This is a genomic window from Herbiconiux sp. FW305-C-125 (assembly GCF_058783455.1).
The window spans coordinates 199,826-224,676 of the sequence record NZ_JBYSYO010000001.1 but is presented as its reverse complement, the minus strand read 5'-3'; the positions used below and the strand labels follow the sequence as shown (position 1 = coordinate 224,676).

The window sequence follows — 24,851 nt, the reverse complement described above, 5'->3', positions numbered from 1 at the left end:
GAGAGAGGACCTAACTGCTCGCCGCCGACGACACGTTCGACCGGGCGCGCCCCTGGCAATCTAGGCAGAATCGCGCCCCTTCTCCGCGGCCGGAAGGTGGAAACATCCGATGAATTTTCCCGCCCAGCAGGATCGCGCGTTCAGATCCAGTCGAGCCGACGGCGTACGGCCGTCACCGCCGCGCCCGGGAACTCCGGCCAGGTGGGCGCCAGGCGCTGCTCCACGATCTCGAGCAGCGACCGCGCAGCACTCTCGGCGTCGGCCGACAGAGCCGCAGCGATGAGCGCGGCTTCGTCGGGGTAGGAGCGCTCGAAGCGCCGGCGCGGATCGAGGCTGTCACGGGCGGCGCCCTCGGCGGGCGGCAGCCGGCGCCGGATCAGGTCGAGCAGCGACTCCTCCGCCTCGGCCCGGATCACCTGCGCACCGCTCAGCAGCTCGCCGCGCCGGAGCCGGCCCACACCGACCAGCAGCTGGGTGAGGAAGACGCCGAGGATCGCGTCGTCGCCGACGCGAGGCCGCGCCTCGGCGGCCGCGATCGTGCGATCGTGCACCTGGCGCATCCAGCCGGCGACGACGCCCTCGCCCTCGCCCGAACCGGCACCCGCGTCCGCGTCCGCGTCCGCGTCGCGTTCGTAGAGCACGGCGTAGTCGTTCGCGGCGAAGGTCAGCAGCTCGTCACGATCGACCACGGCGAACTCGATCACCCGCCCCTCGGCGTCGAACGCCTTGAACCCGTTGTGGTGCTCGCGCGCCGCGCTGACCAGCCGGAAGGCGTTCGGCAACCATGCCAGGTCGCCGCGCAGACGCTCCTGTGCACCCGGCTCGGTCACCACGGCGACATCGTGGTCGGACCACTCGTCGACCCGGGAGCGGTCGCCGGTGGAGCCCATGCCCACGACCCCGATCACCGTGGGGTCGGTGCGGGCCCACGCCACGAGTTCGTCGACGAACCGGTCGAAGCGCTCCCGCTCCGCGGTCATCCGCGGCCCGCCGAGGGGGCGAAGACGTCCGCGAGGGAGTCCCAGGCCGACGCCCGCGCGTAGACGGGCACCTCGCCGATGGGGGTCGGCCGCGACAGCTGCCGGTCACCGTCCACCCGCTCGCCGCTCCACACGTCGACCCACGAGCCCGGCGGCAGCAGCACCTCGTGCTCGGTCTCCCCGGGTGCGAGCACCGGCGAGACCAGGAGGTCGTCGCCGAGATACCACTGCACGGGGCCGCTCCACATCCGCTCGTCCTGCGGGTGCTCGAAGTACAGGGCCCGCATCAGCGGCCGGCCCGAGCGGATGCTCGCGGCCGCCTGCTCCGTCAGGTACGGCACGAGCCGTTCGCGCAGCTGCGCGAACCGGCGGAACACCGGCAGCACGTCCGGCGAACCGGTGCGCTCCGCGATGTTCCACGGTGTGCGGTCGCGGGAGGGGGAGCGGTGGTGGTTGAACTCCGAGTGGTACTGCATGATCGGCACGAACACCGAGGTGCCCGTGGCCCGCAGATACAGCTCGGCATCGGGGATCTCGCCCGAGAACCCGGCGATGTCCCAGCCCCAGTAGAGGATGCCGCAGGCTGCCGCCGAGAGCCCGGCGTTCATCGACCAGCGGTAGGCCTCCCAGGTGGAGTTCTCGTCTCCGGCCCAGAACGCGCCATGCGCTTGCGATCCCGTGAACCCGGCCCGGCTGAAGGTGACGGGCGCCTTGCCGGCCCGTTCGAGCAGGTCGCCGTACGCCTTCGCGTACGCGACCGGGAAGCGGTTGTTCCCCTCGTCGCCACGGGTGCCGTCGAGGTAGACCAGCTCGCGACCCCAGGCGTGTTCGCCACCGTCGGTCTTGAAGCCGTCGATGCCGACCTCGTCGACCAGGTAGCGGCGCTTCTCCGTCCACCAGCGGGCGGCGCGGTCGTCGGTGAGGTCGGGCATGAGCCCGAGCGGGAACCACCAGCCGCGGTTGCGGTACGGGCGCAGCGACCCGTCCGGCGCCTCCTCGCGGATCAGCACGTTCTCGCGGATCGCGGCCTCCGCATCCGCCCGCACCTGCCCCGACGGATGCGGACGCATCTTGAGCAGCGGGATCTGCCAGAGGTGCAGGCGCACGTCACGGGCGTGCAGCTCGTCGACCATGCCCTTGGGGTCGGGCCACGCGCCCTCGGCCGGGAACTCGAACGCGTCGAGGCGCAAGGGCGCGCCGTCGGCGGCGACCTCATAGCGCGCGTCGCGGAACGCGGTGAAGGTGCTCTCGTCGCTCCAGGCCTCGATCACGATCGACCCCACCGGGATGTCGTGCTCGCGGTGCAGGTCGGCCTGCCGCATCACCTCGCTCTGCGTGTTCCACTCGTTGCCGCTGGCCCAGAGCCGGAACACCCAGTCCGGCAGCTCGCGCGGCCGCCCGACCTCGTCGAGGAACGCGTCGAGCACCTCGGCGGGCGCACCGGCGTAGAGTGCCACCGTCACGGCCGCGCCGGCTGCGGCGGGGGCATCCGTCTCCACCGCCACGATCAGGCGCCGTGAGTCGGCCGCGCCGACGTCGAACAGCACGCGGCGCGAGGTGCGGACGTGGAAGCCCCAGCCGGCACCGCCCACCACGTGCGCGAACGGCATCGGGAGGTAGGTCTTGCGCTCCGCGCCCTGGCTCTTGTACTGCTCGAACAGCACCGAGTCGACCGTGCTGCCACGGTGATCGATCTGGTCGAAGCGCTCGCCGAACCCGGTGACGTGCTCGTGCGGGTCGAGCGCGAGGGCGAACTCGACGCGGCGGATGCGCTCGCCGTCGGTCAGCTCGCGCACGCTCCCGCTGACGAGGCGGCCGAAGCCCGTCGGTGCGTCGAACGCCACCGCCCCGTCATCGGCAGCACGCCACTGGTGCGTGGTGGCGCTGAACCACGCGGTGCGCTCGGTCGATCCGTCGCCGCGGGTGCCGATGAACCGGTAACGGATGCCCTCACCCGCCGTCAGATCGTCGAGCACCGCCTGCCAGCCCCCCGACCGGCGGGCCAGCCGCGCCTGCGCGGAGGCGAGGTGACCGCCGTCGACCGTCTGCCCACGGGAGTGCCGAGTGACCGGCCGGCAATCGATGTTCTGCCGCACGACTTCCGTCGCACCCCGAGGCCGCCGTTCGAGCACGAGCTCCACCGCCGTCACGTCGGGTGAACTGCGCACCCCGAGGGTGAGCGGCTCGCCGGCGATCGGGAAGAACGGTTCGCGCTGCTCGGTGTCGACCGAGAACGGATGCCCGGAGCCGCCCGGGCGGTGCCGGATCATCGCTCGTCCGCCGTTCGGTCGGCCGCCGCCATCGGGGCGACGACACCGAGGTCGACGGCGAGACGCAGGAACATCCCGTGACTCCAGAGCAACGGATCGGCGACCTCCCCCCAGCGCTCCACCCACTCCGCGACGCGGTCGGGCGCGAGCAGGTGCTCGGCCACCTGCTCGGGCAACGACCCGTCGTCGCCGGCGGTCGACGCGGCCCAGAGCAGCGTCGCCTGCGCCGCAGCCCGGTCGCCCTGCGCGAGGCGGGCGAGCCCGAGGAAGCAGCTGAGCAACGGCCACTGGCCGCCGCCGTAGTAGCTGTCGGCGAGGTAGCGGTGCACGCCACCGCCGACGTTCAGGTCGCGGTCGATGACGTCCACCGTGCGCCGGCCGAGTTCGCTCTCGGCCGGCACGACGCCGAGCGGACTGATCAGCGCCAGCAGGCTGGCGTCGACCTCGGTCGAGCCCAGCCACTTCGCCAGGTGCCCGTCGACCGTGCCGGCCTCCTCGATCAGGCTCTGAATCGCGGCGACGGCGGCCTCCGCATCCGCCCGTCGCACCGCGTCGAGCACGCCGAGCTCGGCCACCGCCCGGAGGCCGGCCGAGATGCAGCCGAGGGTCGACACGTGCACCTGCTCGGCGTTCTCCTCCCACCAGTCGAAGCACGGGCGCTGCCACGACGACAGCAGGTAGTCGACCGTGAGTTCGATCGCCTCCCGCCACCGCCCGGCGTCGAGACCGTGCCGCGCGCTGTGCTCGGCGACGGCCCAGAGCCAGGTGCCGTAGCCGTCGAGCTGGAAGTCCCACCAGTCGTCCGCCCCCTCCTCCCCGGTCAGGGTGAACCGGGTGGCGAGCATCTCGGCATCCGGCACCGGGTCGCCTGCCTCCGCCCGGGCGACGATCCGTTCGATCGCCGCTCGTCGCGCCAGCAGCACGCCGGCGCACCAGTCGAAGAACCGGTCGGCCGACGCCACCCCGCCGTAGCTCGACATCCCGTCGGCGATGAACGCGCCGTCGCGGAACCAGCTGTACCCGGCGTAGGCCGAGAAGGTCGGGCTCGCGGGATAGGCACCCGATTCGTGCTGTTCGGCCGAGATCAGCCGGGAGCCGAATCGGGCGAGGGCGGACAGCGGCTCGTCGCCGGCGGGGGAGCCGGGGGCGGCGGAGCGGAGGGCGGCGTCGGTCATGACGGCCTTTCTATGACGTCGTCGAAGCGAGGACAGGAGAGGGGAGGGGCGGACGAGCGGATGCGGGTCAGCCGCCGATGACGGCGTTGATGCGCTCCTCGGCCGAGGACAGGGCGTCTTCGACGCTCTTGCGGCCGGACTGCGCCTCGACCAGCTCCTCGGTCATGATGTCCTGCATCTCCTGCTGGCCGGTGGCCACCACGGGCGGCAGGGCGATGCCGTCGAGCGAGTCGAACACGGCCTGGCGGTTGGCCGGGTCGTTCTTGGTGAGGTAGGTGTCGAGCTGCGCCTCGTCGGAGATGGGCGGCAGCTCCCACCCGGCGTCGAGCCGGGTCTGCACCATGACGTCGGACGAGGTGAGGAACTCGGCCCACTTGGCGGCCGCATCCTGGTGCTTCGACGACGCCGAGACCGCGACCGCGTTCGAGAACACGGCGCTCGCCTTCTCGGTGTTGCCCGGCTCGACCGCGATGTCCCAGCCGAAGGGCACGTCGGCCATGGCCGAGAACACCCAGATGCCGGTGTGCAGCATGGCGAGCTTGCCATCGGTGAACAGCTTCGTGTCGAAGTCGGGGGTGCCCTGGCCCTGCTCGATCGTCGGCATCACCGTGCCGCTCTTCTCCACCAGCCACTTCGCCGCCTCGATGCCCTCCGGGGTGTTGAAGGCGACCTTCGTGCCGGAGTCGTCGAGGAACTTCCCGCCGTTCTGGGCGAGGGTCTTGTAGTACTCGTAGAAGCTCACCGGCTGGTGGTCGCCCCAGACGCCGGCGGCCTGATCGGTCAGCTTCTCGGCGGCCGCCTTCTCGTCGGACCAGGTCCAGTCGGAGGTGGGGTACGAGAGCCCGGCGGCGTCGAAGAGGTCCTTGTTGTAGTAGAGCACGACGTCCGAGAACGAGCTCGGCAGCGCGTACTGTGTGCCGTCGGTCTGGTAGGCCTCGAGCAGCGTCTGCCGGTAAGCATCCGGGTTGCTGACGGTGAGCGGGGCGAGCACGCCGTTGGCCTGGTACTGCGCGTAGTTGGCGTACTCGATGTCGAACACGTCGGCCGCGGTGCCGGCGGCCAGGTCGGTCTGCAGCGCCGTGCCGTAATCGGCGTAGGGGAGGGTCTTCACGTCGACCGTGATGCCCGGGTTCTCCTTCTCGAACGCGTCGACGATGGTCTGCAGGTTCTCTTCGTTCCCGTCGTTGGAGATGAAGTTCGAGTAGGTGATGGTGACGTTCTCGTCGGACGAGCCGCCGCCGGTCGAGCACCCGCTGAGGGTGAGTGCGGTCGCGGCGAGGGTGACGCCGGCGACCACGAGGGCGTGACGCTTCATGCTGGTATCTCCTTTGATGTGATGGTGCATCGGGCTGGGTGATGGTGCTTCGGGCTACTTGATCCCGGAGTTGGCGACGCCCTGGATGACGTATTTCTGGGCGAAGAGGTAGAGCGCGAGCATCGGGATGATGCTCACCACGGAGCCGGCCATCACGATGTCCCACTGGGTGGTGTACTGCCCCTGGAGCCCCGCGAGGGCGATCGGCAGGGTCTGGAGCTCGGGCGAGCGCAGCACCACGAGCGGCCAGAGGAAGCTGTTCCAGCTGCCCATGAAGGCGAACACCACGATGGTCGCGATGGCGGGGCGGATGTTGGGCAGCATGATCGTCCAGAAGATGCGGAAGTGCCCCGCGCCATCGAGCGTGGCCGCCTCGTCGAGCTCGAACGGCACCTGGTTCATCGCCTGCCGGAGCAGGAAGATGCCGAACGCCGAGGCGAAGGTCGGCAGCAGCGCCCCGAGATAGGTGTCGATGAGACCGAACGCCTTGAGTTCGGCGAACAGCGGCACGATCAGCACCTGCAGCGGGATCATCATCGTCGCCAGGTAGACGCCGAAGACCACGGTGCGCCCCCGGAAGGCCAGGCGGCTGAACGCGTAGGCGGCAGTCGCGCTGGTGAACAGCTGCACGATCGTGGTGATCGCGGCCAGCAGGATGCTGTTCAGCACCACCTGGGCGAACGGCCGCTCGGTGAACAGCTGCTGGTACGCGGCGAGCGACGGATCGGTCGGCACCACCTGCGGCGTCACGCCCAGCCCGGCCCCCGGGCTCAGCGAGGTGACGAGCGTCCAGTAGAACGGGAAGAACATGATCAGCGCGCCGACGATCATCACGACGTGCAGCACGATGAATCGGCTGCTCACGCGGCGACGCCGGGCCGCAGGCGCGGTGACGGGCATCCGGGTCGACAGTGTCTCAGCCATAGTTGACCCACTTCCGCTGGCCGCGGATCTGCACCACGGTGACCGCCAGGATGACGATGAAGAGCATCCACGACAGCGCCGATGCCTCGCCGGCGCGGCTGTACCGGAAGGTCAGGTCGTAGATCTGCTGCACGACCACCTGCGAGGCCCCGGCCGGCCCGCCACCGGTCATGGCGTAGACCTGGTCGAACACCTGGAAGCCGTTGATCAGCGAGATGATGAGCACGAAGAAGGTGGAGGGGGAGAGCAGGGGCAGCGTCACCGAGAACAGCCGCCGCCACCAGCCCGCTCCGTCGACCTTCGCGGCGTCGTACATGTCGGGGTTGATGGTCTGCAGCCCCGCGAGCAGGATGACCATCACGAAGCCGAGGTCCTTCCACGCGGAGGCCAGGATGATCGAGGGCATCGCCCAGTTCGGGTCGGTCCACCAGCCGGGCCCGGCGATGCCGAAGAACCCGAGCACCGTGTTCACGACGCCGTTGGCGGGGTTGAGGAGCCAGCGCCAGACCAGGGCGACCACGATCCAGCTCGTGACCACGGGCAGGAAGTAGACGCCGCGCAGGAGCGTGCGCCCCTTCAGCGCCGAGTTGAGGGCGAGCGCGAGCGCCAGGCCGCCGACGTACACCAGCGGCAGGTACCCCACGATGTAGTACAGCGTGTGCAGGAAGACGTCGCCGGTGCGCGGGTCGCTGAGGAGCTTCGCGTAATTGTCGAGGCCCACCCATTTCGCGGGCGCGAGCAGGTTCCACTCGGTGAAGCTGATGCCGGCGGCCGCGACCATCGGGCCCAGCACGAACAGCAGCATCGGGATGGCGCTCGGCAGCAGGAAGGCGAGCACCACGAGGGCGTAGCGGATGCGGCTGCGCCGGCCGCGCGCGCCGCCTGCGACGGGGCGCGGGGGAGCGGGGCGACGCGGTTCCTCCGCCTCCTCGGCGGCGAGGGTGGTGGCAGGGACGGCGGTCATGAGCGCTCCGGCTCTCGCGAGCTGGACTGCTCGACCAGGCGCTCGCGCACCAGCCGCCCCTGGTCGCCGGCGACGCCGTCGGAGTCGAACGGGGTGGCGAGCACCAGGGCGGCGGCACCCTGCGCCCAGCTGTCGTCCTGCCAGCTCTCCACCTCGACCGGCAGGCCTCGGCGGCGCGGCATGAGGTGGGAGCGCAGGGCCGGCTCGAAGCCGAAGGCCCAGTGCTTCCAGGCCGCCGTGCCCTCACCGAGCAGCACGACGAGTTCGGGGTCGACCGTGTGCACGACGCCCGCCACCGTGCGGCCGAGCAGGGCGCCGGCCTCGCCGAACACCGCTGCGGCCGCCTCGTCGCCGCTGTCGGCGCGGGCGCGGAGCTCGGCGATGCCGCTCTGCTCGCCCAGCAGGCCGGATGCCCGGGCCCTCGTGACCAGCGCGGCTTCGCCGATGAAGCTCTCGAGACAGCCGCGGTTGCCGCAGACGCACTCGGGGCCGTCGTCGCTCACCGGGATGTGCCCGAGTTCGGCGGCACCGCCGCTGCCGCCGCGGAGGATGACGCCGTCGGCGACGACGGCGCCCCCGATGCCGGTGCCGATGGTGACCACGAGCATGTTGGCGGCGTTACGGCCGAGGCCGTAGAGCCGCTCGGCGACGGCCAGCGCATTCACGTTGTTCTCGACGATCACCGGCAGGGCGAGGCCACGGCGGAGGAACTCGCCGAGCGGCACCTGGTTCCAGTCGAGCTGCACGGAGTCGACCACGCCGTTGCCCTGCCGGTCGACGCTGCCGGGAACGCCGACCCCCACCCCGAGGAGCGGGAGCGCGTTGCCGCCGGCCACGAACAGCTGGATGAGCCCCATCAGCCGGCTGAGGAACAGCGGGTCGGTCGCGTCGAAGGGTTCGCTGGCCGATCGCAGCACCCGGCCGTCGAGGCCGGATTCGACGAACGAGAGGTGATCGGCGGAGACCTTGACGCCCACCACCCGGCCCGCGTTCGAGACCAGGCCGAGCAGCCGCGCCGGGCGCCCACCCTGGGAGGGCTGCTGCTCGCGCTCCTCGACCAGCCCGTCGGCGATGAGGTCTTTGGTGAGCTGCGTGATGAGCGCCGGTGAGACTTCGAGCGTGCGGGCGAGTTCGGCGCGCGACGCCGGGCCCACCGCTCCCAGCCGGGCCAGGATGGCCGACCTGCTCACGTCGGCGTTGTTGAATCGAGCCACGATGCTCCTACCGGTCTGGTCGTTACTTCAGTCGTAAATTAAGTCGTGTAGAAAGTAACACACCTTCGAGCGGTGGCTCAACAGATCCGGTCGGAATTCGTTCTTGACAGCCTCGGAGACATCCGGTTTTATCGATTTAGTAAAACGTACACACGCTCCGTTCGGGTGCCATGGCCGCAAGCGTGGCGCCCGAACGGTCACGACGGCAGGAGAGCCGGTGCAGTCGACGCAGGACGCCTGGTGGACCGACGCGGTGGTCTACCAGATCTACGTGCGCTCCTACCGCGACGCCTCGGGTGACGGGATCGGCGACCTCGCGGGCATCCGTGCCGGGCTCGACGACATCGCCCGGCTCGGCGTCGACGCGATCTGGCTGAACCCCTGCTACGCCTCGCCGCAGCGCGACCACGGTTACGACATCGCCGATTACTTCGCGGTCGAACCCGACTACGGCACGGTGGCCGAGCTCGGCGCCCTCGTCGAGGAGGCGCACGCGCGGGGCATCCGGGTGCTGATGGACCTGGTGGCCAACCACTGCTCCAGCGAGCACGCCTGGTTCCGCTCCGCGCTCGCCGCAGCGCCCGGCAGCCCGGAGCGCGGGCGGTTCCTCTTCCGCGACGGGCGCGGGGAACAGGGCGAGCTGCCGCCCAACAACTGGCAGAGCGTGTTCGGCGGGCCGGCGTGGACGAGGGTGACCGAGCCCGACGGCAGGCCGGGTCAGTGGTACTTCCATGCCTTCGACCCGGGGCAGCCCGACTTCGACTGGCGGAACCCGGAGGTGGTGGCCTACTTCGAGGAGGTGCTGGCGTTCTGGTTCGCGCGGGGCGTCGACGGATTCCGCATCGACGTGGCCCACGGGCACGTGAAGGCGGCCGATCTGCCCGACTGGCCCGGCGCCGACGACGGTACGGGCGGACACAACTACGCCATGTGGGACCAGCCGGAGGTGCACGAGATCTACCGCGGCTGGCGGGCGATCGGTGAGCGTCAGCCCGAGCCGAAGTACTTCGTGGGCGAGATCTGGGTGCCGTCGGCCGAGAGCCTGGCCGCCTATCTCCGATCCGACGAACTGCACCAGGCGTTCAACTTCGACCTGCTCGTGCAGCCGTGGGAGGCGGGGCGAATGCGCGATGCCATCCGCACCGGGCTCACCCAGGGCACCTCGCACGGCGGTGCCCCGGCCTGGGCGCTCGCCAACCACGACGTGCACCGCGCCGCGACTCGGTACGGCCAGGATCAGCTGCTCGAAGCGCCCGTGCCCACCGACATGATCGCGGCGGCCCGGCGCACCGGTGCGGTCGACGTCGCGCTCGGCGTGCGGCGCGCCCGTGCGGCCGCGGCGCTGCTGCTCGCCCTCCCCGGTGCCGCCTACCTCTACCAGGGGGAGGAGCTCGGGCTGCCCGAAGTGCTCGATCTGCCGGACCATTCCCGCCAAGACCCGATCTGGCACCGCTCGAACGGCACCGAGTTGGGCCGGGACGGGTGCCGGGTGCCGTTGCCGTGGGTGGCGGATGCGCCGGCGTTCGGCTTCACCCCGGCGGGCAGTGCTGCCGACCCCTGGCTGCCGCAGCCCGCGTGGTTCGCCGAATTCGCCGTCGACCGCCAGCGCGCCGACCCCGGCTCGACGCTGCGGCTGACCGAAGAGCTCGTGCGGCGGCGCCGGGAGTTCTTCGCCGCCGGCAGCACGCTCGAATGGCTCGAGCATCCGCGCCCCGACGTGCTCGCGTTCCGGCGCGGCCAGGGCGTCTGCGTCGTCAACTTCGGGCCGACGGCTGCACCCCTCCCCGCCGACTGGACGATCGACGGGCGGGTCACGCCCCTCGCGACCGGTGGCGGCCCTCTCGACTCCGCGGACGACCAACCGGTCGTTCACGCGGACAGCGCGGCCTGGTTCGCGCTGGCCCCCACCCGTGCAGATGCGGCTGCGCCGGACGGGATCGAACGAGCCGGCGACGGCTCACCCTCACCCCTGCACACGATGGTCTCCTGAGACCTCGTTCATCACCAAGGAGCAATGATGCACCGAAAGTCACTCCCGCTCGCTGCGATCGGCGCCGTAGGGCTGCTCGCCCTCGCGGGCTGCAGTCCGGCATCGGGCGGCGATTCCGGCCAGCCCACCGAGGTCACGGTCTGGCACTACTGGGACGGCACGAACGCCGACACCTTCGACGCGATGGTCGACGAGTACAACTCCGCGCATCCGGATGTGAAGGTGTCGGCCTCGAACGTGCCGAACGCCGACTTCCTCACCAAGCTGCGCGCCTCCGCCACCTCGAAGACGCTGCCCGACATCGCCATCGGCGACCTCGTCTGGGTGCCCGAGATCGAGCAGCTCGGCTCGCTCGTCGACCTCACGCCGCTGCTGCCCGCCGAGACCCTCGACGACATCACCCCGGCGCTGACCTCGTTCGGCACGATCGACGGCAAGCAGGTCTCCGTGCCGGTCTCGGCCAACAACCTGGCGTACATGTACAACAAGACGCTCTACCAGGAGGCCGGACTCGACCCCGACTCGCCGCCCACCACCTGGGAGGAGCTGATGGCCGACGGCAAGACCATCCTCGAGAAGACGGGCAAGCCCGGCTACGACCTCTTCACCGAGGCCGGCGACACCGGCGAGGGCCTGACCTGGAACTTCCAGGTCAACCTCTGGCAGGCCGGCGGTCAGTTCCTCACCGAGGACAACTCCGCTGCGGCGTTCAACACCCCGGGGGGCAAGCAGGCGCTGCAGTTCTGGGTCGACCTGATCGACTCGGGCGTCAGCCCCTACGCGAAGTGGGGCGAATTCGAGAAGGGCCAGGGCGGTTCGGCCCAGGAGGGCTCGTGGATGGTGGGCATCTGGGCGGCCGACCCGCCGTTCGAGTTCGGCACCGCCAAGGCGCCTTACCCGGCAGACGGCACGCCCGCCACGAACCTCGGCGGTGAGCAGGCGATGGTGTTCGGCAACTCGGATGCGAGCTCGCAGGCCGCGGCCGACTTCCTGGCCTGGTTCCTCGAGCCCGAGCAGGTGACCAGCTGGAGCGAGGCGACCGGGATGCTGCCCGTCACCACCTCCGTCGCCACCGGGAGCGAGTACCTCGACTGGGTCGACCAGACCGAGCCGCGCCTGCGCCCGTTCGTCGAGCAGATGGCCGACGCCCACGCCCGCCCCAACACCCCGCTCTACCCGAAGATCTCGCTCGCCTTCGCGCAGCAGATCGAGAAGGCGCTGAGCGGCGACGCGACCGTCGACGAGGCGCTCGACGCCGCGGAGCAGGCCGTCAACGACGTGATCGCGAAGGGTTGACGCCGGTGGCCCTGACCTTCTCGAGTTCCCGGCGTTCGTCAGGGCCACCGCGACCGCGCTACGACCGGGAGCAGGTGCTGACCGCGGGTCTGTTCCTGCTCCCGGCCCTCGTGGTGCTCGGCGTGTTCGTCATCTACCCGATCGTCGCGGCGGGCCAGATCAGCCTGACCTCGTGGAACGGGTTCGACCCGGTGAAGGAGTTCATCGGGTTCGACAACTACGTGCGCCTGGCGCAGGACCCGGAGTTCTGGAACAGCCTGCTGGTGACCTGTGTCTACGCCGTGGGGGTGTGTCTCCTGTCGGTGGCGACCGGCCTGGTCGTCGCCCTGCTGCTGGACGCCCCCATCCGTGGCCGGGGAATCTACCGCGGCATCTACTTCCTGCCGGCGGTCACCTCATCCGTCGCCGCCGCCATCGTGTGGAAGTACATGCTCGACCCGGCGGGGTTCGTGAACGGGCTCCTCGCGCAGGTCGGCATCGCCGGCCCCGACTGGTTGCAGGACCGCTGGCTCGCGCTCGGCGCGCTGACCGCCCTCACGGTCTGGAAGAATCTCGGCTTCAACGCCGTGCTCTACCTCACCGCACTCCAGGCGCTGCCGCAGGGCGTGTTCGAGGCGGCGCAGATCGACGGGGCCGGGTGGTGGCAGCGGTTGCGGCACATCACCCTGCCGCTGCTGGCCCCGATGACCTTCTTCGTGGTGGTGCAGGCGCTCATCACGAGCTTCCAGGCCTTCGACCTGGTCTACGTGCTGACCGGCGGTGGTCCCCAGGGCGGCACCGAGGTGCTCGGCATGCTGATGTACCGCGAAGCCTTCCGGCTCGGCGACTTCGGCTACGGCACCGCCATCGCCTTCGTGACCCTTGCCCTCGTGCTGGGCGTGACCCTCGTGCAGTGGCGCGCATCCGGCGCCGGGAAGTCGAGTCTGCGATGAGACGATCCCTCCGCGTGAACCTGGCGCGGCACGTCGTGCTGATCGCCGGCGCCGCCTTTGTGGTGGTGCCCTTCCTGTGGATGTTCACCACAGCCCTGCAGACCCGCGCCGAGACCTACACGAACACCTCGATCTTCCCCACCTCCTGGCACTGGGAGAACTTCGCCAAGGCGTGGGAGGCGGCGCCGTTCGGGCAGTACTACCTCAACAGCATCGTGATGGCGGTGGGCATCGTGGCCGGGCACCTCGTGCTCGACGCGCTCGCCGCCTACGCCTTCGCCCGGCTGAGCTTCCCGTTCAAGAACGCCATCTTCGTGGTGCTCCTAGCGGCTCTCCTCATCCCGACCTTCGTCACGATCATCCCGGCCTACGCGATCGTGGCCGACCTCGGCTGGATCGACACCTACTGGGGGCTGATCGTGCCAAGGCTCGCCGACGTGTTCGGCATCATCCTGCTGCGGCAGTTCTTCACCTCCATTCCGCAGGAGATCGAAGACGCGGCCCGCATCGACGGGTGCAGCCGCATCGGCATCTTCTTCCGGGTGATCGTGCCGCTGTCGACGCCGGCGTTCGCGACCCTCGCCATCTTCAGCTTCCTGTTCGCCTGGAACGACTTCCTCTGGCCGCTGCTCGTCACCAACACGGATGAGGTGCGCACCATCCAGATCGGCCTCGCCTCGTTCGTCGGCCGGTACGGCACCTCGTGGAACTACCTGATGGCCGGCACCCTCACCGCCACGATCCCGAGCATCGTGGTGTTCCTCTTCTTCCAGCGCGCCCTCGTGCGCGGAATCGCGACGACAGGACTGAAAGACTGATGCCCACGCCCGACTGGGTCGCCGACGCGACCTTCTACCAGATCTTCCCCGAGCGCTTCGCCAACGGCGACCCCGCGCTCGACCCGCCGGGCGTCGAGCCCTGGGGAGCCGTGCCCACGCGCGAGAACTTCTTCGGCGGCGACCTGGCCGGCATCACCGCGCACCTCGACCACATCGAGTCGCTCGGCGCGAACGCCCTCTACCTCACCCCGATCTTCGAGGCCGACACCAACCACCGCTACGACGCGAAGGACTACTTCGCGATCGACCACCGGCTCGGCGACCTCGCGGCCTTCCGCACCTTCCTCGACGCAGCGCACGCCCGCGGCATCCGGGTGGTGCTCGACGCCGTGCTGAACCACTGCGGCGACGGGCACTGGGCGTTCCGCGACGTGGTGGAGAAGGAGCGCGACTCGGCCTTCGTGAACTGGTTCTCGGTGGAGGGCTTCCCGGTGCGGCCGCATCCGGTGCCGAACTACCGCACCTGCTCCGGCTGCTACTACCTGCCCAAGTGGAACGCCTACAACCCCGAGGTGCGCGACCACCACTACCAGGTGGCGCGGTACTGGATCGAGCAGGGCATCGACGGCTGGCGGCTGGATGTGCCCTACTTCATCAACCACGAGTTCTGGCGCGGGTTCCGCGAGGTCGTGAAGGGGAAGGGCGACGACCTCTACATCGTGGCCGAGGAGTGGCGCGAGCCGGAGGAGTGGCTGCAGGGCGATCTCGCCGACGGCACCATGAACTACACCCTGCGCGACCTCGTGCTCGGCTTCACGGCCGACCGCTCACTCGACGCGGCGGAATTCGCGGCGGGGATGACCGCGCTCACCGAGCGGATTCCGAGCGGCTTCCGCACCGGCATGCTCAATCTGCTCGGCAGCCACGACACCGAGCGGGTGCTCACCCGGCACGGCGGCGACGAGGGCGCGGCGCTGCTCGCCTACACGCTGCTGCTCACGGCCGAAGGGGCGCCGATGATCTACTACGGCGACGAGGTGGGGCTGACCGGCGGCAACGACCCCGACTGCCGCGGCACGATGCCCTGGGAGCGCGAGCAGTGGTCGGAACGACTGCTCGCCGGCATCACGGCGCTCACGCGCATCCGCCGCGAGAACACGCCGGTGCGTCGCGGGGAGCAGCGCGTGGCAGCCATCGGCGAAGATGTTGTCATGATGATTCGTGGCGCCGTGGGCGACGGCGTCGTGGTGGCGCTGGTGAACCGGGGCGCTGAGATCTCGGTACCCGTCGCAACCCTGCCCGACCCGGGCGCCGAAGGCTCGTGGCGCGTGCTGCACGGTGACGCCGACGCCCTGGGCTCGGCCGAGGTACGCGTGCCGGCCGGTGAATCGCTGGTGCTCACGGCCGAGGTGGCGCGATGAGCACACGCAACGGCCGGGTCACCATGCAAGACGTCGCCGACCGCGCCAACGTCTCCAAGACCGCCGTCTCGCTGGCCTTCAACGACTCCAAGCGCCTGTCCGAGGCGACGGTGAAGAACATCCTCGCGGCGGCCGCCGAGCTCGGCTACGCGCAGGATCCGGCGGCACGGATGCTGCGCACCCGCCGCACCGACAGCCTCGGACTCCTGCTGCCGCAGCAATTGGACCGCGTGCTCGAGAACCCGTACTACACCCAGTTCCTCCAGGGCATCGGGCAGACCTGTCAGCGCGAGGGGTTCACCCTGCTCCTGGCGCCGCCACTCCGCGGATCGATGCTGAAGACCATCCCCTACGCGGCCGTCGACGGGTTCATCGTGAGCGGGCTGGAGGACGACCGCGGCGAGGTGAACGCGCTGCGGCAGCGCGGCATCCCGTTCGTGCTCGTCGACAGCGAGGTGCACGGCGACGTGCCCTCGGTCGAGATCGACGACGGCGAGGGGCTCGAGAACCTGGTGAACCACCTGCTCGACCTCGGGCACCGCCGGATCGCGCTCGTGGCGTTCGAGACCGGCACCGAGGGCGACCACCGCACCTGGCGCGGCCCGGTGTTCCGGCGCATGCAGGGCGCGATCGCCGCGCTGGCCTCGCGCGGTCTCAGCCCGGAGAGCGAGGGGGTGCAGGTGGTCGAGGTGGCGTGCACCCGCGCCGGGGGAGTGAAGGCCTTCTCGGAGCTCTGGGCGCAGGAGGTGCGCCCCACGGCCATCGTGGCGTTCAGCGACATCATCGCGCTCGGGGTGCTCGACGCCGCCCGGGAGGCCGGCGTCTCGGTGCCCGGGGAGGTCTCGGTGAGCGGGTTCGACGACACCGTGGCCGCGAGCTGGGCGTCGCCGTCGCTCACGACGGTGCGCCAGCCGATCGAGACCAAGGGCCGGCTCGCCGCCGAGTACCTGGTGGAGGCGATCTCGTCGGAGGAGTCCTCACGCGACCACCACCAGCGCCTGCACACGGCCCTCCTGGTGCGCGACTCGACGGGGCCGGTGCCGGCGGGGGCGTAGGCACGCTCTAAGCTCGCTGTTCGTGACGCTCTTCTGCTCCGACATCGACGGCACGCTGCTGAACGCCGAGCGCACGCTCTCCGTGCGCACCATCGCCGCCATCCGTCGGGTCGTCGACGCCGGGCACGTCTTCGTGCTGTGCTCCTCGCGCATGCCGGCATCGATGCGGCCGATCGAAGGGCTCTACGACGGCGGCGGGGTGCCGCTCATCGCCTACAACGGCGGCATCGTGCTGCGCAGCGACGGCAGCACGGCACTGGACGTGCGCATCCGGCCGGACGATGCGATGGCCGTCTACGATCTCTGCGCCGAACTCGACCTGCACGGCAGCTTCTACAGCGGCGACGACTGGTTCGTCTGGGCGCACGATCGCTGGGCCGAACGGGAGACGGCCAACACGGGAGTGACGCCGAACCCCGAGCCGGCGGTGGTGTACCGAACCAGCGGGCGCATCCTCACCGCCCCTCCACACAAGATCATGTGCATGGGCGACCCGGCCGCCATCGACCGGGTGGAGCGGATGCTCGCCGAGCGGCCCGGCCTCGTGGGCTACCGTTCCAAGGACACCTACCTCGAGATCGCGAACGCCACCTGCTCCAAGGGCGACGGGCTGGCCGTCGTCGCGGCGGAACTCGGCAGCGAGCCCCGCGACTGCGTGTACTTCGGGGACAACGACAACGACCTCTCGGCCTTCGCCGCCGTGGGCACCGCCGTCGCCGTGGCCAACGCCAAGCCCGCGGTGCTGGCGGCCGCGACCACGGTGACGACCCGGCACCACGACGACGGGGTGGCGGCATACCTCGAGACGTTCCTCGCCGCGCACACGCAGGGCAATATTTCACTATCGTGACGGGCGTCAGGATGGTGTAGCGTCGGGCGCATGACAGCCGACGAGAACACGCGGGCGTTCGACGAGGGCATCGTCACCGATTTCGCCGAGCGCATGAGCTACGGGTCCTACCTCGCGCTCGACGAGCTGCTCGCGCTGCAACGACCGGTCAGTGTGCCGGAGCATCACGACGAGCTGCTGTTCATCATCCAGCACCAGACCAGCGAGCTCTGGCTCAAGCTCATGCTGCACGAGCTGCGCTCCGCCCGCGACAACCTCCGCGACGACGACCTCGGCACCGCCCTCAAACGCATCGCCCGGGTCAAGCACATCCAGGAGACGCTGACGCAGCAGTGGTCGGTGCTCGCGACCCTCACACCCACCGAGTACGCCGAGTTCCGCGGCTTCCTCGCCAACTCCTCGGGCTTCCAGTCGCACCAGTACCGGGCGATCGAGTTCATCCTCGGCAACAAGAACGAGCGGATGCTCGCGGTCTTCGACGCCGACCCGGCAGCGCGTGCGGTGCTCGCCGCGCTCCTGGCGGAGCCGACGCTCTACGACGAGTTCCTTCGCTACCTCGCCCGGGCCGGGTTCGCGATTCCGGCCACGGTGCTCGAGCGCGACGTCTCGCGGGCGTGGGTGCTGCAGCCGGAGCTCGTGCCCGTCTTCCGGTCGATCTACGAGGCCGCGGGCGAGCACTGGCGAGTGTACGAAGCGTGTGAGGAACTGGTCGACCTCGAGGACAACTTCCAGTTCTGGCGCTTCCGGCACCTGCGCACCGTGCAGCGCACCATCGGCATGAAGCACGGCACCGGCGGGTCGACGGGTGCGGCGTTCCTCGAACGCGCACTGTCGCTGACGTTCTTCCCCGAGCTGTTCGCGGTGCGCACGGAGATCGGCGCGTGAGCGTCGTCGCGGTCGACGACGTCTGGGTGGGCCGCTGGACGGGGCCCGCTCTCCTGAGCGTCGGTGGGGACGTGCGCGCTGCCGCCGGTGGAGGCATCTCGGATGCGGACATCGTGCCGCTCGGCGGCGTGGTGCTGCCGGGGTTCTGCGACTCGCACGTGCACCTGGGACTGGTCGATCGAGCGGCGCTGGCGAGCTCCGGGATCGCCCGGGTGGTCGATCTCGGGTGGGACCCGACGGAGGTGGCGGGCTGGGCATCCGGTGCTGACGAGCGGATGCCCGAGCTCACCTTCGCCGGCGCCTTCCTGACGGGCGTCGGTGGATACCCCGTCGGCCGGTCGTGGGCGCCGGATGCCGCGGTGCGCCAGCTCGCCACCGCGGGCGACGCGCGGGCCGCGGTGGCGGAGATGCACGGCCACGGCGCCCGGTTCGTCAAGCTCGTGTTGCACGCGACATCCGCGGCCGGCGAATCGTCGGGTGCGCTGAGCGACGAGGTCGCCGGGGCGGTCGTCGAGGAGGCCCACCGGCTCGGGCTCGAAGTGGTCGCGCATGCCGAGGGCCCGGGCCAGGCCGCGCGGGCGCTGCGGCTCGGGGTCGATCGCCTGGCACACACACCCTGGACCGAGCGACTCCCCGACGACCTCGTCGCCGCCATGGCCGGGCGGATGTCGTGGGTCAGCACTCTTGACATCCACGGCTGGGGTTCGCCGACGCCCGAACACGCGGTCGCCCTCGACAATCTCGCCCGCTTCGCGGCCGTCGGCGGCCACGTGCTCTACGGCACCGACCTCGGCAACGGCCCCCTCCCGCTCGGCCTGAACGAGCGCGAACTCCGCGCCCTCCTCGCCGCCGGCCTCACCCCCGCGCAACTCCTCGACGCTCTCGCGCCCCTCCCGCCCGCACACCCCGCGAAGGACCATCGCGAGGTAGCGCAAAGTGTCCGAAAAGTGCCCTTCGAGCAGCACTTTGCGCTACCTCGTAGCGACGATCCCGAGTGGGAAGTTGAGCTCGGGGGGCGTGTGTCGTGGGTGGCGAAGAGTGCGCCGGGGGAGCGCCACGAACTTCCGGCGTGGTTGCAGACCGCCCGCGTCCTCTCCGCCACCGACCTCGAGGAGCTCCGCCCGTGACCGACCCGAAAGTGCTCGCCTCCGGCATCGCGGAGGCCGCCGCCATCGACGCGGCCGATCCGCTCGCGCGATTCGCCGAGCGGTTCGTGCCGAACGACGGCGTGATCGCCTACCTCGACGGCAACTCGCTCGGGCGTCCGTTGCGCGTCACCGCCGAGCGCCTCGGCGCCTTCGTCGCCGACGACTGGGGCGGCCGGCTCATCCGCGCCTGGGACGAACAGTGGATGCAGCTCCCGTTCGCCCTCGGCGACCGCATCGCCGCCGCCACCCTCGGCGCCACGCCCGGCCAGACGGTCGTCGCCGACTCCACGACCGTGCTCCTCTACAAGCTGATGCGTGCCGCCGTCGACGCCCGGCCCGGGCGGCACGAGATCGTGCTCGACGACGACAACTTCCCGACCGACCGGTACGTCGCGGAGGGCATCGCGCGCGAGCGGGGGCTGCGCATCCGCTGGCTGCACGTCGACCCGGCGCGCGGGGTGGAGCCCGCTCAGGTGCAGGAGGCCGTCGGCCCCGACACCGCGCTGGTGGTGCTGAGCCACGTCGCCTACCGCTCCGGCTTCCTCGCCGACGCCGACCGCATCACCCGCATCGCGCACGACGCCGGCGCGCTCGTGCTGTGGGATCTCTGCCACTCCGTCGGCTCGGTGCCCATCGAACTCGACGACTGGGACGTCGACCTCGCCGTCGGCTGCACCTACAAGTACCTCAACGGCGGCCCGGGCGCACCCGCCTTCGGCTACGTCGCGCGCCGGCTGCAGGGCGAGCTCGAGCAGCCGGTGCAGGGCTGGATGGGCGCCCGGGACGTCTTCGCGATGGGCGACGGCTTCGAACCCGGCGACGGGATGCGCCGGTTCGTGAGCGGCACACCGCCCGTGGTCGGGATGCTCGCCATGCAGGACATGCTCGCGCTGATCGAGGAGGCGAGCATGCCGGCGATCCGCGCGAAATCGATCGCCCTCACCGAGTTCGCACTGCGACAGGTGCAGGAGCGGCTGGTGCCCCTCGGCGTGGTCGTCGCCACGCCGCTCGTCGCGGCGGAGCGGGGGAGCCACGTGACCGTGCGGCACCCGGCCTTCCGCGCCGTGACGGCACGGCTGTGGGAGGAGGGCGTCATCCCTGACTTCCGCGCGCCCGACGGTCTGCGCATCGGGCTCTCGCCGCTCAGCACCACCTTCGCCGAGCTGCAGCGCGGCCTCGACGCGATCGAAGCGGCGCTGACGGATGCCCGGGGCGACGCCCCCGGCGCCCCGCAGTCGGCAGGGCCGGCGGGCGCGGCGGGTGCGGCACGGGCATCCTCGTGACGGCCGTCGTCGACGACCTCGAGTCCCGGCCCGGCAGTGCCACCTCGCTCCTGCGCACCGTGATCGGTCTGTACCTCCGCGACCTGGGCGGCTGGATCGCGACCGCCGACCTGGTCGCGCTGATGGGCCTGCTCGACGTGGCGCCGGGGCGCACCCGCACCACCCTCGCCCGGGTCAAGCAGAAGGGCCTGCTCCGCGCCGAGACCCGCGACGGCAGCAGCGGTTACGCCCTCGACCCCGCGGCCGCGGCCATGCTGGCGAAGGGGGACCGGCGCATCTTCGCCGCGCGCAGCATGCAGCCGGACGACCCGTGGTGCCTCATCTCGTTCACCCTGCCCGAGGAGGAGCGCCGGCTCCGGCACCAGCTGCGGCGCCGTCTGCAGGGCATCGGCTGCGGCACGGTGTCGGCGGCGCTCTGGGTCTGCCCGGACTTCCTCGCCGATGAGGTGGCGGAGATCTTCGCCGAGCTCGGCATCCGCGCCGCCGCCACCCTGTTCCGTGCGGAGCAGCCCCGGGTGGCGGGGGAGCTCGACGCGGCGGTGGCGACGTGGTGGGATCTCGACACGATCGCCCGCCTGCACCACGATGCGATCGCGGGCCTCGAGGCGCTGCTGCCGGTCCCGGCCAGCTCGGCGAGCGGCGGCCAGACCGCCTTCGCCCGCTACGTGCGCGGCGTCGACGTCTGGCGACCCGTGCCCTACCTCGACCCGGGTCTCCCCGCCGACCTGCTGCCCGCCGACTGGCCCGGCGCGCGCAGCACCGCCCTGTTCGCCGAGCTCACCGCACGGTATGCCGACGCATCCGCCGCACTCGTGGCCGACGTGGTCAGGCGTCGAAGCGTGCCCGGCTCGCCTCGATCTCGTCCTGGTGAGCCTGCGTCCAGGCGATGAACGCGTCGACCGGCTCCTGCACGGTCACGCCGAGCGGCGTCAGCGAGTACTCCACGCGTGGCGGCGACTCGGCGTAGCTCTGCCGGTGCACGAGCCCGTCACGTTCGAGCGACCGCAGGGTTCGGGTGAGCATCCGGTGCGAGATGCCGTCGACCGCCGTCATGAGCCGGGTGAAGCGCTGCGGGCCGTTCTCCAGAGCCTTGATGACCTGCATCGACCACTTGTCGCCGGTCATCGTGAAGATGTCCTTCACGAGCTCGCGGGTCTCGGGCACCGCGCACGCCGATTCGAGGTCCAGGTGGGTTGCCGCCAGGGGAGCCGTCATGCCGGATTACGTCCTTTCGTGTGCGTCACGCACGTCAAAGTGCGTGGCCGAAGTCGGGACTAAATCGGCCCGCACGCTGTTGCGCACTACTGACAACGCGCATTACGCACGATTCGTTCCTGAAGGAGAAACGCATGACCAAGATCGGGATCATCCTCGGCAGCACCCGCCCCGGACGCAACGGCGAGGCCGTCGCGAAGTGGGTGACGGAGATCGCCTCGCGCCGCACCGACGCCGAGTTCGAGCTCGTCGACCTGGCCGACTACCCGCTCCCGCACCTCGACGAGCCCATGTCGGCCGCCTGGGGCAACTACCAGAACGACCACACCAAGGCCTGGTCGGCGAAGATCTCGGAGTTCGACGGCTTCGTGTTCGTCACCCCCGAGTACAACCACTCCACCTCGGGCGTGCTGAAGAACGCGCTCGACTACCTCTACGCGGAGTGGAACAACAAGGCGGCCGCGTTCGTCAGCTACGGCGGCGTCGGCGGTGCCCGGGCCGTGGAGCACCTGCGCCTCATCGCCTCGGAGTTGCAGCTGGCGACCGTGCGGGCGCAGGTCGCGATCTCGCTCCTCACCGAGTTCAAGGACTTCCGGGAGTTCACGCCGAGCGACTACCTCGAGCCGCAGGTCGACACGATGCTCGACCAGCTCGTCGCCTGGTCGAAGGCGCTGGCTCCGCTGCACGCCGCGCCGGCCACGGCCGACGCCGACGAGGTCGAGGAGACCGTCGCGGCTTAGCGCGACATCGGCGGGGCTGGTTGTCCGGCGCGGCGGTTGCGACCAGAGTGGAAGTGACCGACCGTGAGAGGACACGCATGTCAGACCAATCCGGCCAGCCGGCCCTGCAACTCACCCACCTGAGCAAGCGCTTCGGCGAGAAGGTGGCCGTCGACGACCTGAGCCTCACGGTTCCGGTCGGCTCGTTCTACGGCCTCGTCGGGCCCAACGGTGCGGGCAAGACCACCACGCTCTCGATGGCGACGGGCCTGCTGCGGCCGGATGCGGGGCAATCCCTCATCCACGGCGTCGACATGTGGCAGGAGCCGATCAAGGCGAAGTCGCTCGTGGGCAACCTCTCCGACGGCGTGAAGCTGTTCGACCGGCTCACCGGCGAGCAGCTCGTCACCTACAACGGACTACTGTTCGGGCTCGACCGCGCCGAGGTGGCCACCCGCACCGCCGACCTCCTGAAGCTGCTCGACCTCGAGCAGGCGGCCGGTACCCTCGTGGTCGACTACTCGGCGGGCATGACGAAGAAGATCGCCTTGGCGTGCGCCCTCGTGCACGCACCGCGGCTGCTGGTGCTCGACGAGCCGTTCGAGTCGGTCGACCCGGTGTCGGCGGCGAACATCCGCGACATCCTCACCGGGTACGTGCAGAACGGCGGCACCGTCATCGTCTCGAGCCACGTGATGGACCTGGTGCAGCGGATGTGCGACCACGTCGCCGTCGTCGCCCACGGCCGGGTGCTCGTGGCCGGCACGGTCGACGAGGTACGCGGCGAGTCCACGCTCGAAGACCGTTTCGTCGAACTCGTCGGAGGACGCACGCACGCAGAGGGGCCGGAATGGTTGCGACGCTCGTAAAGCTGCGGTTCCTGGTCCTCCGCAACTCGCTGAAGCGGAGTGCGTGGCAACTGGTGGCCGTCATCATCGGCGCGATCTACGGCGTGGGGGTGCTGGGGCTCGCCGTTGCGGGCCTCGTGGCGCTCGCCTTCGCGCCGACCGAGCTCGCGACCACCGTGGTCGTGCTGGCCGGCTCCGCCGTCATCCTGGGCTGGATCGTGGTGCCGCTCGTGGCGTTCGGCGTCGAGCAGACCCTGGACCCAGCGCGGCTGGTGGTGTTCCCGCTGCCGATGAGCAAGCTGTTGGTCGGCCTGACCGCCGCCGGGGTGCTCGGCGTGCCGGGTATCGTCACGTCGATCGCGGCGCTGGCGACCATCGCCACCTGGGCGCGCTCGCCGTTCGCCGCGGTCGCGGCGGCCGTGTGCGCCGTGCTCGCCGTCCTCATCTGCGTGACGGGCTCCCGTGCCGTCGCCGCGCTCTCCACGAGCCTGCAGTCGCGGCGGCGGTTCCGGGAGCTGGCGGGCATCCTCATCTTCATCCCACTCATCCTGCTCGGGCCCATCATCGCCGGGCTCAGCCGAGGCATCGCGGTCTCGGCGGATGCGCTTCCCGGTGTCGCCCGCGCGCTCAGCTGGTCGCCGCTCGGCGCCCCCTGGTCGGTGCCGGCCGATCTCGCCGTCGGCGACGTCGGCGCGGCGGGGCTGAAGTTCCTCATCGCCCTCGCGACGCTGGCGCTCCTGGTGCTCCTCTGGCGCTGGAGCCTCGGGGTGGCTCTGGTGTCGCCCGTCACCTCCGGCACCAAGCGGGTCGCGCGCGGCAAGACCGGGCTGTTCGGGGTGCTGCCGGCGACGCCGGTGGGAGCGATCACGGCTCGGGCGCTCACCTACTGGCGGCGCGACCCGCGGTATGCGCGCCAGCTGATCGTGGTGCCGCTCATCCCCGTGCTGCTCTGGTTCTACTCGAACAACCTGGGTTCGCTCGCGCTCCTGAACGCATCCGGACCGATCATCGCGTTCCTGCTGGCCCTCGGCATCTACACCGACATCTCCTACGACGGCACCGCGTTCGCGACGCACATCGCCGACGGGGTGCGCGGGCGCGACGACCGGCTCGGGCGCGTCGCGGCGCTCGCCATCATCGCGGTGCCGCTGGTGCTGCTCATCACGATCGGGTCGGTGGCCGTCACGGGATCGTGGTCGCTGTTGCCGATGCTGCTCGGCCTCGGCGCGGCGGCACTCCTCGGCGGCTTCGGCGTGGTGAGCGTGTCGTCGTCGCAGCTGATCGTGCCGGTGCCGGCGGCGGGGGACAACCCGTTCAAGTCCGCGCCCGGCGCCGGGTTCACCACGGCGCTGTCGGGGTTCGCGACCTGGGGGGTGTCGCTGCTGCTCATGATCCCGGCGTCGGTGCTGGCGGTGCTGAGCCTCGTGTTCTCGTCGGCGCTGCTCGGCTGGCTGACGCTCGTCGTGGGCGTGGCGCTCGGCGCGGTGTTCTTCGTGGTCGGCGTGCGCATCGGCGGTGCGCAGCTCGACCGTCGGGCGCCCGACCTCCTCGTGCGCCTGAAGGCGCAGCGCTCCGCCGCCTGACCGGT

At 70.7% G+C, this 24,851-nt stretch carries 22 protein-coding genes; 14 read left to right on the top strand and 8 right to left on the bottom strand.

Annotated elements, in window-relative coordinates; genetic code table 11:
- Positions 1 to 140 precede the first annotated feature (140 nt).
- The 7 genes from AC3WLB_RS01160 to AC3WLB_RS01130 form a co-directional block, all read right to left on the bottom strand.
- Entirely contained in the window at positions 141 to 980 is an 840-nt protein-coding gene (locus tag AC3WLB_RS01160) for a hypothetical protein (protein ID WP_492502533.1), read from the bottom strand.
- Complete coding sequence (locus AC3WLB_RS01155; RefSeq protein WP_492502532.1) at positions 977 to 3,250, bottom strand: glycoside hydrolase family 31 protein; 2,274 nt, start codon at positions 3,248 to 3,250, stop codon at positions 977 to 979. Before AC3WLB_RS01155 ends, AC3WLB_RS01160 begins: the two co-directional genes overlap by 4 nt.
- Positions 3,247 to 4,425, bottom strand: coding sequence for a glycoside hydrolase family 15 protein (locus AC3WLB_RS01150; RefSeq protein WP_492502531.1), 1,179 nt, complete (start codon positions 4,423 to 4,425; stop codon positions 3,247 to 3,249). Before AC3WLB_RS01150 ends, AC3WLB_RS01155 begins: the two co-directional genes overlap by 4 nt.
- 67 nt (positions 4,426 to 4,492) lie before the next feature.
- Positions 4,493 to 5,740 carry an ABC transporter substrate-binding protein gene (locus AC3WLB_RS01145; protein WP_022898599.1) on the bottom strand — a complete coding sequence of 416 codons (1,248 nt, stop codon included), beginning with the start codon at positions 5,738 to 5,740 and terminating at the stop codon, positions 4,493 to 4,495.
- Between the two features lie 54 nt (positions 5,741 to 5,794).
- Positions 5,795 to 6,664: a carbohydrate ABC transporter permease gene (locus tag AC3WLB_RS01140; protein ID WP_492502530.1), complete on the bottom strand. Its 870-nt coding sequence runs from the start codon at positions 6,662 to 6,664 to the stop codon at positions 5,795 to 5,797.
- Positions 6,657 to 7,628, bottom strand: coding sequence for a carbohydrate ABC transporter permease (locus tag AC3WLB_RS01135; RefSeq protein WP_492502529.1), 972 nt, complete (start codon positions 7,626 to 7,628; stop codon positions 6,657 to 6,659). The genes AC3WLB_RS01140 and AC3WLB_RS01135 overlap by 8 nt, the downstream gene beginning before the upstream one ends.
- Positions 7,625 to 8,842: an ROK family protein gene (locus AC3WLB_RS01130; RefSeq protein WP_492502528.1), complete on the bottom strand. Its 1,218-nt coding sequence runs from the start codon at positions 8,840 to 8,842 to the stop codon at positions 7,625 to 7,627. The genes AC3WLB_RS01135 and AC3WLB_RS01130 overlap by 4 nt, the downstream gene beginning before the upstream one ends.
- 217 nt (positions 8,843 to 9,059) lie before the next feature.
- On the opposite strand from AC3WLB_RS01130, the gene AC3WLB_RS01125 reads away from it, so the two are divergent.
- Genes AC3WLB_RS01125 through AC3WLB_RS01075 form a run of 11 tightly spaced genes read left to right on the top strand, consistent with a single transcriptional unit; the run spans position 9,060 to position 21,371 of the window.
- Complete coding sequence (locus AC3WLB_RS01125; RefSeq protein ID WP_492502527.1) at positions 9,060 to 10,832, top strand: glycoside hydrolase family 13 protein; 1,773 nt, start codon at positions 9,060 to 9,062, stop codon at positions 10,830 to 10,832.
- A gap of 27 nt (positions 10,833 to 10,859) precedes the next feature.
- Complete coding sequence (locus tag AC3WLB_RS01120) at positions 10,860 to 12,128, top strand: ABC transporter substrate-binding protein (protein WP_492502526.1); 1,269 nt, start codon at positions 10,860 to 10,862, stop codon at positions 12,126 to 12,128.
- Between the two features lie 5 nt (positions 12,129 to 12,133).
- Positions 12,134 to 13,060: a carbohydrate ABC transporter permease gene (locus tag AC3WLB_RS01115; RefSeq protein WP_492502525.1), complete on the top strand. Its 927-nt coding sequence runs from the start codon at positions 12,134 to 12,136 to the stop codon at positions 13,058 to 13,060.
- Entirely contained in the window at positions 13,057 to 13,878 is an 822-nt protein-coding gene (locus AC3WLB_RS01110) for a carbohydrate ABC transporter permease (protein WP_492502524.1), read from the top strand. The genes AC3WLB_RS01115 and AC3WLB_RS01110 overlap by 4 nt, the downstream gene beginning before the upstream one ends.
- Entirely contained in the window at positions 13,878 to 15,260 is a 1,383-nt protein-coding gene (locus tag AC3WLB_RS01105) for a glycoside hydrolase family 13 protein (RefSeq protein WP_492502523.1), read from the top strand. The genes AC3WLB_RS01110 and AC3WLB_RS01105 overlap by 1 nt, the downstream gene beginning before the upstream one ends.
- The gene (locus AC3WLB_RS01100; RefSeq protein ID WP_492502522.1) at positions 15,257 to 16,315 is read left to right on the top strand and encodes a LacI family DNA-binding transcriptional regulator; all 1,059 of its coding nucleotides are present in this window, start codon (positions 15,257 to 15,259) and stop codon (positions 16,313 to 16,315) included. Before AC3WLB_RS01105 ends, AC3WLB_RS01100 begins: the two co-directional genes overlap by 4 nt.
- A gap of 22 nt (positions 16,316 to 16,337) precedes the next feature.
- Entirely contained in the window at positions 16,338 to 17,165 is an 828-nt protein-coding gene (locus AC3WLB_RS01095) for a Cof-type HAD-IIB family hydrolase (RefSeq protein ID WP_492502521.1), read from the top strand.
- A gap of 30 nt (positions 17,166 to 17,195) precedes the next feature.
- Positions 17,196 to 18,050: a tryptophan 2,3-dioxygenase gene (locus AC3WLB_RS01090; protein ID WP_492502520.1), complete on the top strand. Its 855-nt coding sequence runs from the start codon at positions 17,196 to 17,198 to the stop codon at positions 18,048 to 18,050.
- Positions 18,047 to 19,177, top strand: a complete 1,131-nt coding sequence (locus AC3WLB_RS01085; RefSeq protein WP_492502519.1) for an amidohydrolase family protein — start codon at positions 18,047 to 18,049, stop codon at positions 19,175 to 19,177. Before AC3WLB_RS01090 ends, AC3WLB_RS01085 begins: the two co-directional genes overlap by 4 nt.
- The gene (locus tag AC3WLB_RS01080) at positions 19,174 to 20,481 is read left to right on the top strand and encodes a kynureninase (RefSeq protein WP_492502518.1); all 1,308 of its coding nucleotides are present in this window, start codon (positions 19,174 to 19,176) and stop codon (positions 20,479 to 20,481) included. The genes AC3WLB_RS01085 and AC3WLB_RS01080 overlap by 4 nt, the downstream gene beginning before the upstream one ends.
- A complete protein-coding gene (locus AC3WLB_RS01075; RefSeq protein WP_492502517.1) occupies positions 20,478 to 21,371 on the top strand; it encodes a PaaX family transcriptional regulator in 894 nt (297 codons plus the stop codon). Before AC3WLB_RS01080 ends, AC3WLB_RS01075 begins: the two co-directional genes overlap by 4 nt.
- On the opposite strand, the gene AC3WLB_RS01070 is transcribed toward AC3WLB_RS01075, so the two are convergent.
- Complete coding sequence (locus AC3WLB_RS01070; RefSeq protein ID WP_022897958.1) at positions 21,307 to 21,696, bottom strand: winged helix-turn-helix transcriptional regulator; 390 nt, start codon at positions 21,694 to 21,696, stop codon at positions 21,307 to 21,309. The genes AC3WLB_RS01075 and AC3WLB_RS01070 overlap by 65 nt on opposite strands.
- A gap of 134 nt (positions 21,697 to 21,830) precedes the next feature.
- On the opposite strand from AC3WLB_RS01070, the gene AC3WLB_RS01065 reads away from it, so the two are divergent.
- The 3 genes from AC3WLB_RS01065 (at position 21,831) to AC3WLB_RS01055 (ending at position 24,846) form a co-directional block, all read left to right on the top strand.
- Positions 21,831 to 22,436 (top strand): NAD(P)H-dependent oxidoreductase, encoded by a 606-nt coding sequence (locus AC3WLB_RS01065; RefSeq protein WP_022897959.1) that lies wholly within the window; start codon positions 21,831 to 21,833, stop codon positions 22,434 to 22,436.
- 77 nt (positions 22,437 to 22,513) lie between these two features.
- Positions 22,514 to 23,284, top strand: a complete 771-nt coding sequence (locus tag AC3WLB_RS01060; protein ID WP_492502516.1) for an ABC transporter ATP-binding protein — start codon at positions 22,514 to 22,516, stop codon at positions 23,282 to 23,284.
- Positions 23,266 to 24,846 carry a transporter gene (locus AC3WLB_RS01055; protein WP_492502515.1) on the top strand — a complete coding sequence of 527 codons (1,581 nt, stop codon included), beginning with the start codon at positions 23,266 to 23,268 and terminating at the stop codon, positions 24,844 to 24,846. Before AC3WLB_RS01060 ends, AC3WLB_RS01055 begins: the two co-directional genes overlap by 19 nt.
- The last annotated feature ends 5 nt before the right edge of the window (positions 24,847 to 24,851 follow it).

Bases quoted from the DNA above. Each gene is read 5' to 3' on its own strand.
- AC3WLB_RS01160 (WP_492502533.1), bottom strand. From the start codon at position 980: ATGACCGCGGAGCGGGAGCGCTTCGACCGGTTCGTCGACGAACTCGTG.
- AC3WLB_RS01155 (WP_492502532.1), bottom strand. From the start codon at position 3,250: ATGATCCGGCACCGCCCGGGCGGCTCCGGGCATCCGTTCTCGGTCGAC.
- AC3WLB_RS01150 (WP_492502531.1), bottom strand. From the start codon at position 4,425: ATGACCGACGCCGCCCTCCGCTCCGCCGCCCCCGGCTCCCCCGCCGGC.
- AC3WLB_RS01145 (WP_022898599.1), bottom strand. From the start codon at position 5,740: ATGAAGCGTCACGCCCTCGTGGTCGCCGGCGTCACCCTCGCCGCGACC.
- AC3WLB_RS01140 (WP_492502530.1), bottom strand. From the start codon at position 6,664: ATGGCTGAGACACTGTCGACCCGGATGCCCGTCACCGCGCCTGCGGCC.
- AC3WLB_RS01135 (WP_492502529.1), bottom strand. From the start codon at position 7,628: ATGACCGCCGTCCCTGCCACCACCCTCGCCGCCGAGGAGGCGGAGGAA.
- AC3WLB_RS01120 (WP_492502526.1), top strand. From the start codon at position 10,860: ATGCACCGAAAGTCACTCCCGCTCGCTGCGATCGGCGCCGTAGGGCTG.
- AC3WLB_RS01110 (WP_492502524.1), top strand. From the start codon at position 13,057: ATGAGACGATCCCTCCGCGTGAACCTGGCGCGGCACGTCGTGCTGATC.
- AC3WLB_RS01105 (WP_492502523.1), top strand. From the start codon at position 13,878: ATGCCCACGCCCGACTGGGTCGCCGACGCGACCTTCTACCAGATCTTC.
- AC3WLB_RS01100 (WP_492502522.1), top strand. From the start codon at position 15,257: ATGAGCACACGCAACGGCCGGGTCACCATGCAAGACGTCGCCGACCGC.
- AC3WLB_RS01090 (WP_492502520.1), top strand. From the start codon at position 17,196: ATGACAGCCGACGAGAACACGCGGGCGTTCGACGAGGGCATCGTCACC.
- AC3WLB_RS01070 (WP_022897958.1), bottom strand. From the start codon at position 21,696: ATGACGGCTCCCCTGGCGGCAACCCACCTGGACCTCGAATCGGCGTGC.
- AC3WLB_RS01065 (WP_022897959.1), top strand. From the start codon at position 21,831: ATGACCAAGATCGGGATCATCCTCGGCAGCACCCGCCCCGGACGCAAC.
- AC3WLB_RS01060 (WP_492502516.1), top strand. From the start codon at position 22,514: ATGTCAGACCAATCCGGCCAGCCGGCCCTGCAACTCACCCACCTGAGC.
- AC3WLB_RS01055 (WP_492502515.1), top strand. From the start codon at position 23,266: ATGGTTGCGACGCTCGTAAAGCTGCGGTTCCTGGTCCTCCGCAACTCG.